This window comes from Acinetobacter sp. 16, from assembly GCF_033439925.1.
Lineage (GTDB): Bacteria > Pseudomonadota > Gammaproteobacteria > Pseudomonadales > Moraxellaceae > Acinetobacter > Acinetobacter junii.
The window spans coordinates 408,532-423,649 of the sequence record NZ_CP137746.1 but is presented as its reverse complement, the minus strand read 5'-3'; the positions used below and the strand labels follow the sequence as shown (position 1 = coordinate 423,649).

The 15,118-nt window shown below is 39.9% G+C and carries 15 protein-coding genes; 7 read left to right on the top strand and 8 right to left on the bottom strand.

Features of this window, described 5'->3' with window-relative positions; translation table 11 throughout:
- Window positions 1-18: 18 nt before the first annotated feature.
- A complete protein-coding gene (gene secG, locus R2H34_RS01975) occupies window positions 19-348 on the bottom strand; it encodes a preprotein translocase subunit SecG (protein WP_004916847.1) in 330 nt (109 codons plus the stop codon).
- Window positions 349-360: 12 nt separating this feature from the next.
- Window positions 361-1,152, bottom strand: coding sequence for a triose-phosphate isomerase (gene tpiA / locus R2H34_RS01970; RefSeq protein WP_004958617.1), 792 nt, complete (start codon window positions 1,150-1,152; stop codon window positions 361-363).
- A 345-nt stretch (window positions 1,153-1,497) separates the two neighbouring features.
- Here tpiA and pilB point away from each other — a divergent pair, with 345 nt between their 5' ends.
- The 4 genes from pilB to coaE are packed head-to-tail and all read left to right on the top strand — an operon-like array spanning window position 1,498 to window position 5,934.
- Window positions 1,498-3,222 (top strand): type IV-A pilus assembly ATPase PilB, encoded by a 1,725-nt coding sequence (pilB, locus tag R2H34_RS01965; protein WP_318342398.1) that lies wholly within the window; start codon window positions 1,498-1,500, stop codon window positions 3,220-3,222.
- A gap of 24 nt (window positions 3,223-3,246) precedes the next feature.
- A complete protein-coding gene (locus R2H34_RS01960) occupies window positions 3,247-4,473 on the top strand; it encodes a type II secretion system F family protein (RefSeq protein WP_318342397.1) in 1,227 nt (408 codons plus the stop codon).
- Entirely contained in the window at window positions 4,473-5,333 is an 861-nt protein-coding gene (locus R2H34_RS01955; protein WP_318342396.1) for an A24 family peptidase, read from the top strand. The genes R2H34_RS01960 and R2H34_RS01955 overlap by 1 nt, the downstream gene beginning before the upstream one ends.
- A gap of 1 nt (window position 5,334) precedes the next feature.
- Window positions 5,335-5,934 carry a dephospho-CoA kinase gene (gene coaE / locus R2H34_RS01950; RefSeq protein ID WP_151711191.1) on the top strand — a complete coding sequence of 200 codons (600 nt, stop codon included), beginning with the start codon at window positions 5,335-5,337 and terminating at the stop codon, window positions 5,932-5,934.
- Here the strand turns inward: coaE and R2H34_RS01945 are convergent.
- From R2H34_RS01945 to R2H34_RS01935, 3 genes are all read right to left on the bottom strand, one after another.
- A complete protein-coding gene (locus R2H34_RS01945; RefSeq protein ID WP_151711192.1) occupies window positions 5,931-6,842 on the bottom strand; it encodes a DMT family transporter in 912 nt (303 codons plus the stop codon). The genes coaE and R2H34_RS01945 overlap by 4 nt on opposite strands.
- Before the next feature lie 30 nt (window positions 6,843-6,872).
- Complete coding sequence (rlmB, locus tag R2H34_RS01940; protein ID WP_151711193.1) at window positions 6,873-7,622, bottom strand: 23S rRNA (guanosine(2251)-2'-O)-methyltransferase RlmB; 750 nt, start codon at window positions 7,620-7,622, stop codon at window positions 6,873-6,875.
- Between the two features lie 189 nt (window positions 7,623-7,811).
- Window positions 7,812-8,138 (bottom strand): pyrimidine/purine nucleoside phosphorylase, encoded by a 327-nt coding sequence (locus R2H34_RS01935; RefSeq protein ID WP_004958605.1) that lies wholly within the window; start codon window positions 8,136-8,138, stop codon window positions 7,812-7,814.
- Window positions 8,139-8,721: 583 nt separating this feature from the next.
- Between R2H34_RS01935 and recN the strand changes: the two genes are divergently transcribed.
- The 3 genes from recN to ruvX all read left to right on the top strand — a co-directional run bounded on the left by recN (window position 8,722) and on the right by ruvX (window position 11,488).
- Window positions 8,722-10,383 (top strand): DNA repair protein RecN, encoded by a 1,662-nt coding sequence (gene recN / locus R2H34_RS01930; RefSeq protein WP_004916863.1) that lies wholly within the window; start codon window positions 8,722-8,724, stop codon window positions 10,381-10,383.
- A gap of 114 nt (window positions 10,384-10,497) precedes the next feature.
- Window positions 10,498-11,052, top strand: a complete 555-nt coding sequence (locus R2H34_RS01925; RefSeq protein WP_004958600.1) for a YqgE/AlgH family protein — start codon at window positions 10,498-10,500, stop codon at window positions 11,050-11,052.
- Complete coding sequence (gene ruvX, locus R2H34_RS01920) at window positions 11,045-11,488, top strand: Holliday junction resolvase RuvX (RefSeq protein WP_151722904.1); 444 nt, start codon at window positions 11,045-11,047, stop codon at window positions 11,486-11,488. The genes R2H34_RS01925 and ruvX overlap by 8 nt, the downstream gene beginning before the upstream one ends.
- A 165-nt stretch (window positions 11,489-11,653) precedes the next feature.
- Here the strand turns inward: ruvX and R2H34_RS01915 are convergent, their stop codons facing one another.
- Genes R2H34_RS01915 through R2H34_RS01905 form a run of 3 tightly spaced genes read right to left on the bottom strand, consistent with a single transcriptional unit; the run spans window position 11,654 to window position 15,008 of the window.
- Entirely contained in the window at window positions 11,654-12,655 is a 1,002-nt protein-coding gene (locus R2H34_RS01915) for an HlyD family secretion protein (RefSeq protein ID WP_151834249.1), read from the bottom strand.
- A gap of 60 nt (window positions 12,656-12,715) precedes the next feature.
- The gene (locus R2H34_RS01910) at window positions 12,716-12,922 is read right to left on the bottom strand and encodes a DUF1656 domain-containing protein (protein ID WP_112987180.1); all 207 of its coding nucleotides are present in this window, start codon (window positions 12,920-12,922) and stop codon (window positions 12,716-12,718) included.
- Window positions 12,915-15,008: an FUSC family protein gene (locus tag R2H34_RS01905; RefSeq protein WP_318342395.1), complete on the bottom strand. Its 2,094-nt coding sequence runs from the start codon at window positions 15,006-15,008 to the stop codon at window positions 12,915-12,917. Before R2H34_RS01905 ends, R2H34_RS01910 begins: the two co-directional genes overlap by 8 nt.
- Window positions 15,009-15,118 lie beyond the last annotated feature (110 nt).

The following is a 15,118-nucleotide window of genomic DNA, read 5'->3' as shown; positions in this document are numbered from 1 at the left end:
GAAAAGTCCTAAATCAACTTATTCAGTTGTTTTTGGCGCGTTTGATGAAGTTTCAGACGATGAGGCAGGAGCTGTTGTCGTCGTTTGAACTGATTTAAGCGTATATGCATCTGTCGTTTGTTTTTTAGCAAACACAGCCAAGGTCAAACTAGTTACAAAAAATAATGCAGTAAAAATAGCAGTTAAACGGGTCAAGAAGTTACCTGCACCCGAAGCACCAAATACTGTGGCAGCACCGCCACCACCAAAAGATGCGCCAGCTTCAGCACCCTTACCTTGTTGTACAAGAACCAAAGCAATAATCAAAATTGCCAAAATGATATGTACAACGAGTATAAAACTATACATTTCTATTCCTCGTTATTTGCTTTGAGCAAAAGCTTTTGCGATTTGGAAGAAGGATTGCGCATTGAGTGATGCACCACCAACAAGAGCGCCATTAATATCTGGACATGCAGCTAATTCAACAGCATTCTCAGCTTTCACACTTCCGCCATACAAAATAGCAATATTTGCTCCGAAAGGTGTGATTTGTTTTAAACCTTCACGAATTTTTGCATGCATCATTTGCGCATCAGCAGGAGAAGCAGTCTTTCCAGTGCCAATCGCCCAAATCGGCTCATAAGCGACCACAATATGCTGCCATTGATCAGGCTTCACAATCGCTGCGATATCACAAATTTGTTGTAATACAACTTGTTCAGCAGCGCCCTGCTCGCGCTGCTCTAAACTTTCACCAACACAATAAATCACAGTCAATCCTGCATTTAAAGCATTGTTGAGTTTAGCCTTGATGATTTCTACATTATCACCAAATAATTCTCGACGCTCAGAATGTCCAATCAGTACAAATTCGATTTGACTATCTTTTAGCAATTCAGCACTGACCTCACCCGTATACGCCCCTGTGCCAGCAATTTTGGAAACGTCCTGAGCGACCGTATAGATTGTTCGATTAAATTCAGCTAAATGTGCTTGTATATTTGTAAGCGCAATCGATACTGGAGAAACACCAATATGACATGCCGCTTGAGAAATAGGTTCCTGTTGTAATAACAGTTTAAATTCTTCTATTAATTTTAAAGCGTCAGCATGCATTGGATTCATTTTCCAATTGCCAACAACCCAAGGGGTAATGGTCGAATTCGACATACTCCGCCAACCTACGAATAAATTCTAAAAAATGCTGCATATTTTACACAGTTTTTTAGAAAATTCAGTTTTTTTATATCGTTTGAATTTAAAGCAGTGACTATGGGATGAAAAAGAGTATTATCAGTTTAACCAAAGTGGATTTTGTTGGCTGAGACATTTATTTATTCAAAACATCATAACTACAAGTTTATGATAAAAATAAATTTGCAAAAGATTCGATCAGTTCAAAGTTTTAAAGCTTAATCAAGTCAAAAACGACACTTTCAATGGTAGTAATTTTACGTAACGAAAGTATAATTTTGATATATAGCTATTATAACCATATTGTCATAAGGCGGACAGATGTCAGGAATACATACGTCTCCAAAATTTTCGGGGTTTATTCGACGCATAGTCGATGATGGTCACATTGCTGCATCAAATATGCAGAGTGCGATTGATGCTGCAAAAAAAGCACAACAAGATATTGTTGCTCACTTAATTGAACATCATCGTCTATCACCTCTGACAATTGCGGAAAGCATATCTTTAGAGTTTGGTGAGCCACTCTTTGATCTTGCTGTATTTGATACAGCTCTATTACTTCGTGAAATAACTGACAGCAAACTGATTCAAAAACATCGTGTTGTTCCACTCATTCAACGTGGTCAGATTTTGTATGTTGCGACCAGCAACCCGACGAATATTGATGCATTAGACGCAATCAGGTTCAATACCAAATTAAATATCGAACCTGTGATTGTTGAGCACAATAAACTCGAAAAACTGATTGATCAGCAATTTGGAGATAGCGGCAGTTTCGATTTTGGGGAAAATGACGACTTTGATTTAGATAATGTTGATGTTGCAACGACTGATACAAACAACACGACTGAGGATGAGGATACAAATAATCAAGAAGAATCTCCTATCGTAAAATATATCAACAAGTTATTGATTGATGCGATTCGCATGGGAGCCTCTGACTTACATTTTGAGCCTTATGAAAAAATGTATCGCGTGCGTTATCGTGTGGATGGTGTACTCAGACAAATTGCTAACCCACCATTACAACTCGCAACTCGTTTAGCCTCGCGCTTAAAAGTCATGTCTCAAATGGACATTTCTGAAAAGCGTATGCCTCAAGATGGTCGTATCAAACTAAAACTCTCTAAAACTAAAGCGATTGATTTTCGTGTTAACTCACTTCCAACTTTATTTGGAGAGAAACTGGTTCTTCGTATCTTAGATCCTTCAAGCGCAATGTTAGGTATTGAAGCCTTAGGCTATGAGGATGAACAAAAAGAACTCTTTATGAGTGCATTAGACAAGCCTCAGGGTATGCTTCTGATTACAGGTCCAACAGGCTCAGGGAAAACTGTATCGTTGTATACAGGTTTAAATATCTTAAATACAGAAGATACCAATATTTCGACCGCAGAAGATCCCGTCGAAATTAACTTAGAAGGTATTAACCAAGTTAACGTCAACCCTAAAACAGGTTTAACTTTCTCAGCAGCATTAAAAGCTTTTTTACGTCAAGATCCTGATGTCATCATGGTCGGTGAGATTCGTGATTTGGAAACAGCTGAAATTGCAATTAAAGCAGCTCAAACAGGTCACATGGTGATGTCGACCCTGCATACCAATAGCGCTCCTGAAACACTCACACGATTACGCAATATGGGGGTTCCCTCTTTCAATATTGCAACCTCGGTTAATCTCGTGATTGCTCAACGTTTAGCCCGCCGCCTATGTTCTTCATGCAAACAACCTATCGATATTCCTAAACAAAGCCTTCTAGAAATGGGTTTCACCGAACAAGACTTAACCACCCCAGGTTTCCAAATATTTCAACCTGTAGGCTGTGATGCTTGTCGTGAAGGATATAAAGGACGTGTCGGTATTTATGAAGTGATGAAAGTGACACCAGAGATTTCCAAGATTATTATGGAAGATGGGAATGCACTACAAATTGCAGCAGCATCTGAAAAGGCTGGTTTCGATAATTTACGTCGTTCTGGTTTAAAAAAGGTCATGCAAGGGATCACCTCTTTGCAAGAAGTTAACCGAGTAACAAATGAATAAAATCAATAAAAAGGATTAATGGTCATGGTAGCGAAAAAAGCGCAAATGATGCCTACTTTTGCCTATGAAGGGGTCGATCGTAAAGGGGCAAAAATTAAAGGGGAACTTCCAGCACGTAATATGGCTTTAGCAAAAGTCACCTTACGTAAACAAGGCGTGACGATTAAAAATATTCGAGAAAAACGTAAAAATATTCTCGAAGGTTTTATGAAGAAAAAAGTAACGACCTTGGATATCACGGTTTTCACACGCCAATTAGCAACAATGATGAAAGCGGGTGTACCATTGGTACAAGGCTTTGAAATTGTTGCAGAAGGTTTAGAAAACCCATCCATGCGTGAGGTCGTATTAGGTTTAAAAAACGAAGTTGAAGGCGGTAATACTTTTGCTGGTGCTTTAAGAAAATATCCTCAATATTTCGACAATTTATTTTGTTCACTCGTCGAATCTGGTGAACAATCAGGTGCCCTTGAAACGATGCTAGATCGTGTTGCTGTTTATAAAGAAAAAAGTGAATTACTCAAACAAAAAATTAAAAAAGCGATGAAATATCCTGCCACTGTTATCGTTGTAGCTGTAATTGTAACAATCATTCTAATGGTTAAGGTAGTACCCGTTTTCCAAGATCTATTTAGTTCATTTGGTGCAGACTTACCCGCATTTACCAAAATGGTGGTTGGTATGTCCAAATGGATGCAAGAGTATTGGTTCATTCTGATTATTGTTGTTGGTGCGATTATTGCTGCATTCCTAGAAGCTAAAAAACGTAGTAAAAAATTTAGAGATGGCTTAGATAAACTTGCTTTAAGATTGCCGATCTTTGGTGATCTCGTATACAAAGCAATTATTGCCCGCTACAGTCGTACACTAGCAACGACATTTGCGGCGGGCGTTCCTTTAATCGATGCGCTTACATCCACAGCAGGCGCAACCAATAATGTTGTTTATGAAGAAGCTGTACTTAAGATTAGAGAAGATGTTGCAACTGGACAACAACTGCAATTTGCTATGCGTGTTTCAAACCGCTTCCCTGCTATGGCAATTCAAATGGTCGCAATTGGTGAAGAGTCAGGTGCACTTGATTCGATGTTAGATAAAGTCGCGACACACTATGAAAATGAGGTCGACAACGCAGTCGATGGTCTGACTTCGATGATGGAACCTCTTATTATGGCAATACTTGGTGTGTTAGTGGGTGGTCTCGTTATTGCCATGTATCTACCAATCTTCCAAATGGGTTCTGTAGTGTAATGCAATCTTTTTTCCTTTACTTTTTAGAAAATCCAACTGCACTTTACCTTGCAGTTGGATTAATCAGTCTGTGCATCGGAAGTTTTTTAAATGTTGTGATCTTTCGCACTCCAAAAATGATGGAGCAAGAATGGCATCAAGAATGCCAAATGCTTTTACACCATGAACAGCCGATCATAGATCAGAGCAAGTTAACATTAAGTCAGCCAGTTTCTACCTGCCCTAAGTGTCAAACGCCAATTAAATGGTTCCAAAACATCCCTCTTATTAGTTGGTTAGTACTTCGCGGTAAATGTGGCACTTGCCAAAACCCAATTAGCATTCGCTACCCGCTGATTGAACTACTTACTATGATCTGCTCATTGATCGTTGTGGCGGTATTCGGTGCAACAATTCAGATGCTGTTCGGCTTAATTCTAACTTGGACACTGATTGCACTCACTTTTATTGATTTTGATACACAATTACTACCTGATCGATTTACGCTACCTTTAGCAGCATTAGGTCTAGGTATTAATACTTTTGCAATCTATACAACGGCTAGTGCTGCGATCTGGGGCTATTTAATCGGTTTTCTATGTCTTTGGATTGTGTATTACCTATTTAAAATCATCACTGGCAAAGAAGGCATGGGCTATGGAGATTTTAAACTGCTTGCCGCCCTTGGTGCATGGATGGGTCCGATGATGCTACCCCTCATCGTATTACTCTCTTCTATGGTAGGCGCAATTATTGGTATTATGCTGATGAAAATGCGCGGTGAAAATCAACCTTTTGCATTTGGTCCTTATATTGCAATTGCCGGTTGGATTGCCTTTCTATGGGGTGAGCAAATTATGAAAGTGTATCTTGGGGGTTAATATGACATTTATCTTGGGGATTACGGGTGGTATTGGAAGTGGTAAATCTGCTGCAACCCAATGGTTTGAGTCCCAAGGTATTATTGTAATAGATGCAGATATTGTTGCTCGAGAAGTCGTAGCGCCAAATCAACCTGCTTTAAAAGAAATACACCGTGCTTTTGGAGATTGGGTTCTATTAGAAGATGGAACTTTGAATCGTCGAGCCTTGAGAGAACATGTCTTCAGCCATCCTGAAGCACGTATGACATTAGAAAAAATCACACATCCCGCTATTCGCCAATCTATCATTCAACAATTACAACAAGCTGAAAGCCCCTATGTCATTTTAGTCTCACCGCTTTTGTTTGAAACTAATCAACATGAACTTGTTCATCATACTTTATTGATCGATGCGAGTGAGCACATTCAACTGGAACGCGCAAGTCAACGAGATGGGCAAAGTGAAGAGCAAATTCGTCATATTATTGCAGCACAAATGCCTCGTTCTAAAAAGCAACGTTTGGCAAATGACATTGTGGTAAATGATGGCTTATTGGAACATCTACACCAACAATTAAAACCATTACATCTCAGTTATCTACAACGCGCTGAATATTAATTTTTGTTTTGTTGTTCGAGCTGAGCCTCTAAGGTGTCTTTTTGAAACCATCGCCACGGTTGAAGTGCACCAATCGCCATTCCAATCAAACCACTGATAATGGCAAGATTGATTGGTTCATCTAACAAAGGAACAGCGACAACAGCTGCTATAAATGGTGCTAAAGTTACAATACTCCCCGTTTTAAATGCACCTAATCTTTGAATTGCTGCAACATAAGTCAAAGTCGCAACGATCACTACCAACACACCATGGAAAAGTCCTTGAATCAAGAGGTGAAGAGGTTCTGCATCTTGAAAATGTTTTGGAATAAATAAAATATAAATAGGCAGGTAGATAATCGCAGACCAAATCACTACACCCGCTGTTGAATGCCAAGCAGATAACTTCCATTGCTTTAGGAGAACGGTAAAAATACCCCACCACACCGCACTAATAAACAGCAACAGATCCCCCCAACCCAATACAGTACTTTGATCATGCAGCATTAAATAACTCATAAGTAATAATGCACTCATCATAATTGCTATACTGAACCACGTATGTTTATCAAAAGGCTGTCTAAATAATAAATATGCAGCAATAGCAGTACACAAAGGGATACAACCATTTAAAAAAATAGCAGCATGTGCAGCTGGGGCATGCAGAAAAGCGGTATATACGGTAAAACAATAGCCTAGCCCGCCGATCAGTGCCAAAATCAAAGGGCGTGGATGCCATAAAAAGGCAAAATCTTTTTTATAAATTAAAACAGGCACTAAAATAACAGAAGCAATTGCAAAGCGCATCGCAACCAAATCCCACATACTGACATGCCAATGCGCATTAAGTCGGGAGAAAATAGTAAATCCGCCCCATATACACATCGTGATCAGGACAAAAAGATAACCTTGCGAGCGAACTGTCATTTTTCAATTTTGAATAGAGCGTAACGATGATTATACAGTAGTACGCTGTCGACATGCCTCATAAAGTGCCATACCTGTTGCAACACTTACATTTAAACTCTGCAAATCACCTGCCATTGGGATAAACACTGTTTGATCACATTGCGATTGGGTAATTGGTCGAAGTCCTGTGTCTTCAGCGCCCATCACTATCACAACTGAACCACTAAAATCACATTGCTGAATAGGCAAAGCATTCTCATCAAGCATCGTACCAATCACACGAGTATGGGTAGTCTCTTTTAAATGCGCTAAGGTACGAGCAAGATTAGTGACTTGAATAAACTTAACCTTTTCTGCACCACCTGCTGCAACTTTACGTGCTGTTGGCGTCAAACTTGCTGAACGATCTCTAGGTACGATGACTGCTTGAACCCCCATAGCGGCTGCAGTTCTGATGCAAGCACCTAAATTATGTGGATCAGTCACTTGATCAAGTGCCAACAATAACGCATCGGGATGCTGCTGCATTAATTGATCTAAATCTTTTTCATTAAGCGCTGGATGAGGACGTACAGCAGCAACAACCCCTTGGTGGAATGGCATTCCTGCTAGTTTTTCCAGACTGTCACGGCTTGCCTTTTGCACACTAATCCCGAAGGGTTCTGCAAGTGCTAAGATTTTTTGTAAACGCTGATCATCTCGACCTTTAAGCGTAAACAATGTGAGTACTCGCTCAGGCTCCAATTCTAATAATGACTCCACGGAATGAACGCCATAATAATATTCAGGTTTTGCCATGAGCGACCTCTTTTCAGCATTCCCACTTAAAGCAGGATATTTGGGGGGATTTTGAAAATAAAAAATCCTGTAAATGACTTTACAGGTGAGGAGCGAATAGCTCCGCAAGGGAATTTAATAAAAAAATCCTGTAAATGACTTTACAGGATTTTCTTCAGATATAGTGTACTCGATTTACGAAGGAAAAGGTTAACCTTCTAAATGACACACATAATCAAGTACTTCATCTGCTTCAATATGGAATACACTGTTTCCAGGGACATAGAATGACTGCCCCGCACGGAATAATTCACTTTCTGTACTATCTGCAATTTTTACGCGACACTCACCAGAAATAATTTCCATACGCTCTGGGACGTGTGTTTCAAAAGTCAAAGGTTGTTCAGTAGGTAAAATAACGCCTAAAGTTTTTTTTGTACCATCTTCAAATTGTACTGTATGGCTAATACATGCCCCGCCAAAATACACATTCGATTTCTTAATGACCGTTACATGATCAAACTGCACTGAACTCATGCGTACTCTCCAAATTCTGCCGCATTTATATTAGGTTATGCTGGACGTAGTTTAATTGTGCCTTTACAACTAATCAATCCATTTTCTGGCGTAAATACAGCAATTTTCATACCTGAGCGAGGAAAAAACAAAGCGAAGCTTTGTCCGGGCTCAAGACGAGTAGTTATGCTACGAGTGGCGAGAATTAGAAAAATAACTTTTACCCAATCACAAGGCAAACAACCATGTTACCAGTGGACAGAATCATCTTCGTTAATTTTACCAAGCACAAAGTGATTTGCACCGCGATGAATAATGAATATTAAGAAAATCAAACTTCAATATATGAGACCGACTTCAGAAATAAACCATTTGAAGCACTAAAAAAAACAACACCGCTAAAACATTATTAGTTTGAATTATGGATCAGCTTGAAATCATACACTTTCAGCTCTTTGCTTATTGAACAATATGACTTATGCATTTTTCCAAATTCCAATAAATCGTTTTGTAGTGAAAGCAACAAAATAGGTGAATCACGACTTGTCGCCACTATAAAAACTCTCTATCTTTAAGCAAAACAATCTGTGCATTGGATGCGTTTATGCTCACCCATTTAACTTTAATTAATTTTGCACTCGCTGACCACTTAGCTTTAGATATTGAACAAGGCTTTAATGTTCTCACAGGAGAAACAGGCGCAGGAAAATCTTTATTGTTAGATGCCTTATCTGCATGTTTGGGTGAACGCACAGATACAAATTATGTCCGATATGGTGCAGATAAAGCTGACGTTACGGCTATTTTTAGCTACCAAGCTGATAGTGCTGAAGCCAATTGGCTCATAGATCATGAGCTTGATGATGAATCAGGCGAGATTCATTTGCGTCGCGTCATATTTGCAACTGGCCGTAGTAAAGCTTGGATTAATGGAAGACCTAGTAGCCTTGCTGAACTTAAAGAAATCGGGCGATTATTAGTCCAACTCTACAGCCAGCACAGCCAACAACAACTTCTAGAACCACCTTATCCAAAACACTGGTTAGATCGTTATCACAATTTTGGTGATCAAGCACAAGCAGTTCGTGAAGCGTATAGCATTTGGCAGCAAAATATCCGACAACACCAAGCCGCGCTAGATGCGCAAGCTACTCGCCTGCAAAAGATACAAAGCTTAGAAGCTCAATTGGAAGAGCTTGAGGAAATTGTACAAACAGAATATCGAGAAATTGAACAAGAATTTGATCGCTTAAGCCATCACGAACATATCATGCAAGACTGTGGTTATAGCCTAAATGTATTGGATGAAGCTGAACAAAATATTACTCAAGAAATCTCATCGATTATCCGTCGGTTAGAGTCTCATGCTGGACGCAGCGAACTGCTTTCAACCATTTATAATTCTTTATTAAATGCACAAAGCGAAATTGAAGACGCCACAGCAAGCTTGCGTCAGTTCATAGATCGCCAAAGTTTCGATCCTGAACGCATGGAGCAATTAAATTCTACACTTGAAATCTTCCATCGTCTGGCACGTAAATACAGAACTCAACCAGAGTCCCTCAAACAAGATTTTGAACAATGGCAACAGGAATTAGAACAACTTCATCAACTTGAAGATCCTGAAACTTTGGCTGAACAAGTTGAAATTGCCTATCAATCCTTTATTGAAAAAGCACAGCACTTAGATGATATTCGTCGCACCGCTGCGATTCCACTAGCCAAACAACTGACGGAACAAGTCAAACCTTTGGCTCTTCCTGAAGCTCATTTTGAATTCAAATTCGAACCATTAGAACAAGCATCATCCGAAGGCCTAAGCTTTATTCAACTGCTATTCACTGCAAATAAAGGAATTCCTCCACAACCATTAGCACGAGTTGCCTCAGGTGGTGAGCTTTCTCGTATTGCTTTAGTCATGCAAGTCATGAATGCTGAGAAGACCGAAGCAGAAGTTCTAGTATTTGATGAAATTGATGTCGGAATTAGCGGTGGAACTGCAGAAGTTGTAGGACGATTACTGGCTGATTTAGCACAGCATGTTCAATTACTATGTATTACTCACCAAGCACAGGTTGCGGCGCAATCCGATCAACATCTACTGGTCAAAAAACAACAAACTGATCCAGCTAGCAGTACCATCATCGAACTTGACGAAGAACAGCGTATTCTAGAGCTTGCTCGTATGTCTGGTGGTGTCGAAATTAGTGAGACAACTTTGCAACATGCAAAGCAGCTGCGACAGCTTAAGTTTCAGCCTGCCTGATTTTTAGGGCAAAATATCAGAAAATGATTGGCGAAATCCGATTAACTCTTGTATGTTGATATAAAGAACCTATATAGATAGAAACGTACATTCTTTTGATGGAGAACCGCCTAGGTGACGAAACAATACTTAACTCACCGTTGTCTCATCGCTCCACCAGACATGGCAGATGACTTCTTTGCAAATACTGTCATCTATGTTGCGCGCCATGATGAAGACGGTGCACAAGGCATCATTATCAATCGTCCGTCTGATTTACAAATCAAAGAACTTCTCAATGATTTGGAAATTGATGCGGATAATGTTCACCCTCACGCGGTCTTGCAGGGCGGTCCTTTACGCCCAGAAGCAGGCTTCGTTCTACATACTGGTCAACCGACTTGGCACTCCTCTATTGCGGTAGGAGAAAATGTCTGCATTACCACCAGTAAAGATATCTTAGATGCGATTGCTCACAATGAAGGCGTTGGTCGCTATCAAATTGCTCTAGGCTATGCGAGTTGGGGTAAAAATCAACTTGAAGATGAAATCACTCGTGGTGACTGGTTAATTTGCGATTCAGATATGGATCTTATTTTTAATCTTCCATACGGCGATCGTTGGGATGCGGCTTATAAAAAAATCGGTGTAGATCGTAATTGGTTTGCTTCTGAGATTGGTCATGCCTGATATACAAACTTCTCAGTCGATTATGGCATTTGATTTTGGTACACAAAAAATGGGCATTGCGATTGGTCAATCCGCGATTGAAAGTGCCAATCCACTGCCTTTATTTATAATGAAAGATGGCATTCCTGACTGGAACCAATTACTCAAACTTGTTAAAGAGTGGCAACCGAACTTATTTCTAGTCGGGCTACCTTTGAATATGGATGATAGTGAATCCGAACTCTCAGCACGCGCTCGTAAATTCGCTCGTCGTTTACGTCACCAGACAAATATCCAAACGTGGATGGTGGATGAACGCCTAACAACTCGTGAAGCGAGAGAAGAACTCGAATCTTATCAAAGTAAAGGTCAAGCAAAACGCTTATCAGCAGATAGCTTTGCAGCAGCGTTGTTGATACAAAGCTGGTATCGCTATCCTACAGGCATCACACCTTAATCAGACATCTTAGATATAAATGAATATCTTGGCGGGCGATATCCATATCGCCTTTTGAGCTGAATTTACATTGAAGGCGGAACGGAATAACAACGTTGAATTGAGCTTATGAGCTTTCCTAACCAATATCACTCTACTAATTTTATTTATTAACAACATCAAAGCTTATTTCTCAATCACTCTCACCGTTGCAGTACGTCCAGAAACGAATGCCAATGGATTTTGTGGTGGTTCATCTAATACAATTTTCACAGGCACTCGTTGAGCCAATCGTACCCAACTAAAAGTTGGATTTACATTTGCCAATAAGTTTGAACTGCCGGAACGCTCGCGATCTTCAATCCCAGATGCAATACCTTGCACATGACCACGAATACGTTGTTTATCCCCCATCAATTGAACTGTTGCAACATCTCCAACATGAATACGGTCAAGTTTTGTTTCTTCAAAATAACCAACCACATAAAGTTGCTGACGATCTAAAAGAGCTGCTACAGCTTGTCCAACTTTAACGTAATTACCCACACGTAAATCAAAATTTGATAAAGTTCCATCGGCAGGAGCAACAACTTCTGAACGGTGTAAATTCAATTCTGCCAAGTGCAAATTACTTGTCGCCACATCCAGTAACGCATATTGCTGTTCAATCGCAGCATTGGCTTGTTCAATACTTGCTTTTAATTGTTCGCGTTCAGCAAAAGCTTGATCACGTGCAGCAAAAACTTGATCTTGTTCCTGTTTGGAAATTGCACCATCCATAAGACTGGTATATCGAGCTGCATTCTTTTCGGCAAGTTTCATATTGGCTTCGGTCTTTACTAAGCTAGCTTTGGTACCCGCGAGAGTCGCTTGAGCTTGTGCTAGACCTGCTTTAGCTTTCGCAAGATCAGATTTGGCTTGCTCCACATCCAATGCTTGACGTGCGACATCAATTTTAAACAAGACCTGTCCTTTCTTTACAGTTTGATTGTCTTGTACCAAAACCTCAGTCACCAAACCATTTACATCTGAAGCCACTTGAATGACATCGCCACGGACACGACCATCTCGCGTCCAAGGTGCCGCATTATAGTAATTCCATAAATGCACAACCGTGTATATCGCCACAATAATGGCAATGAAAAGAACCACGGGTCGTATGACTTTTCGCATATCAAATGCATTCATGTTCTTCACCTTTACTACTCATTTTTAAATCAGAGAAATTTAAACAATCAAAAATTTAGCTCAAATCCAAAGTCGGACGAAAATCTCATGCACACAAAGCATCAAAGCTAAATAGAAGCAGAGATTAAAAATACTGGGTAACCCGATCCATCCCGCCTGAGCGAAACGATCTACAAATGGACTTAATATCTTAAACAACACATAAGCAATCACGGCTTGCACTAACAACGTAGGAATATAAATTCCATATAGATTGATTTCACCCATGAGCAACCTCAACGTCATTCATATTTAAACTCACCTGTTCATTTGAAACATGCCCTATGCTTTTGAGAATATTATTCAGTGAAATCAATAATCTTTGATGCAAATCATCTTCACTAATTGGCGTTGCAAGATGCTTGACCACTTCGATTTGCTGAAGGATTTTCGTTGGAAAAGTTTGAAGTGAAAGTTGCTCTGATTGAGTTTGAAAATATTCGGCAAGCTGCTGCTCTAAAAGAGCAATTTGCATTTGCAAGTCCACATAATGTGGAAGCTTTTGGCGGATTTCCTGTAATCGTACAAGATCAACAATCGATGCACTTTCAATTAAGGCATTTTGGATGGCATATTTCAGTTCAGCATTTTGTACCATCTTGCTATTTAGAACCCCAACTCGATCAAGCATGCTGCGTAAATGAATTTTGAAATCAATCCCATAACTCAGTGTTAAAGCTTGACGCATCGCTTGGTAATGCAAACTTAAAATACGTGTTGCGCTTGTATCGGGTGAAACAGCACGAACCAAATCAATCACAATTAATGAGACCAAAACACCCAAAATCATGGCAAAGGAGCTGTCTAAATAAGACACCGCATCCATTGAATATTTATTGTGTAAATTCAACCCCATCATGGTATTAATGCCTAAAACCATACCAATCGGCATTAGCATTTGATTTGCCATCATGCTTACAGCCACAAGGAAAATTGGAAAAAGTACCAGTGCTAATTGCCAAAAGTGCGTAATGTGGGGGAAAATTCCAAAGGCATAAATAAAAACTAATCCCGCTGAAACGATGCTTCCCCAGATAAATATGCGCAACACTGGCACAGGATTATCCAAAGCAGTCAAAATACACGCTGTGATCGCACCCATTTGCGCCATCATAAATCCAGCTTTCCAACCTGATAAAATCCACGCTCCTGTCACGATGAAAGTGATGAGAACCGCACTGATTCCACCGCGTACCGCAATACCATGATCACGATGTAAACTTGGATATTTGGTGGTGATCGTAGTTATCTCAGATGGGATTTCTTTATGACCTTTCTGGATCTGTTGCCAAAGTAACTTCACTGCCAACATATTGGCGATAAAATGACGTACATCCATTTTTAAAGCAGCCAACACAGTCTTTTGTTCAGACGAAGCCATCGCAATCAATTCGCTAAAATCTTGTTCAAACTGTGGTGGTAAATCACCTAAGTTATCGGCAGTTAATTGTTTTTCTTGATTTAAAAACTGTAAGGTCTGTTGTCGTAGTTGGCTTAACCTTGGAGCTAATGTGGTTAATGGCATTTGCTCTAATTGTTTAATCCGTTGAGACATGGCAACAAGATTGGCCACAACGAGCGAGACCTGATGCAGCATTTCTTGTAGAGGTTTGGTCATACCTTGCAACTCGCCTTTTTCATAAGCGAGATGAACTGCTAGAGCATGGATATCTGATGCATCACGGGTGATCACCCCTAAAATTTGTGTGTAATTTTGGTTTGTATCTTGGTCTGAAATGAGTTTTTCAAAAATATTTTCCAGATCCTGCAAAGTTTTGATGACACGTTGTTTAATCATGGCACCTACATGAACAGGAAAAAAAGTTGCTGAAACGACAGCGGTTGAAATCACACCCACAGAGATTTCTAAAACTCGTGCCAGAGCAATATCAAAAATATTATAGCTATCAACATAAGTGATGGCGTTATACACAATCATTGCGGTGGAATATCCAGCCAACATAAATACATAGCTACGAGGAGTACGATCCAAGAGCGATATATACAGTGCAAACCCGACCCACAATGCCAAGATGATCGTAAACAACCACGGCGTATTGATAAAATGTGGTGTCAAAAGCAACGCAATAATTGCTCCTGCAGCCGTACCAACCAAGCGATAAATACATTTGGAAGAAACCATTCCAGAGTAAGGACTGGCAATAATTAATACCGTCCCTATCGACCACATTGGGTTAATCAAATCAAGCTCAAATGAAATAAACAGTGCCAACATCCCTGCGACAAAGGTTTTGCACGCAAAAATAATATCAAGTCGACTCGGCCTAAAAGCCAACAACTGTTTAAATAACATGAACTTTTCTCAATACTAACCGCGTTAGGAAACGCAAATTCACATCACAACTCAGCTGCATTTAGCTTCTTGATAGAGACTAAAAGAGCATTCAATTGACCGTGAAATAG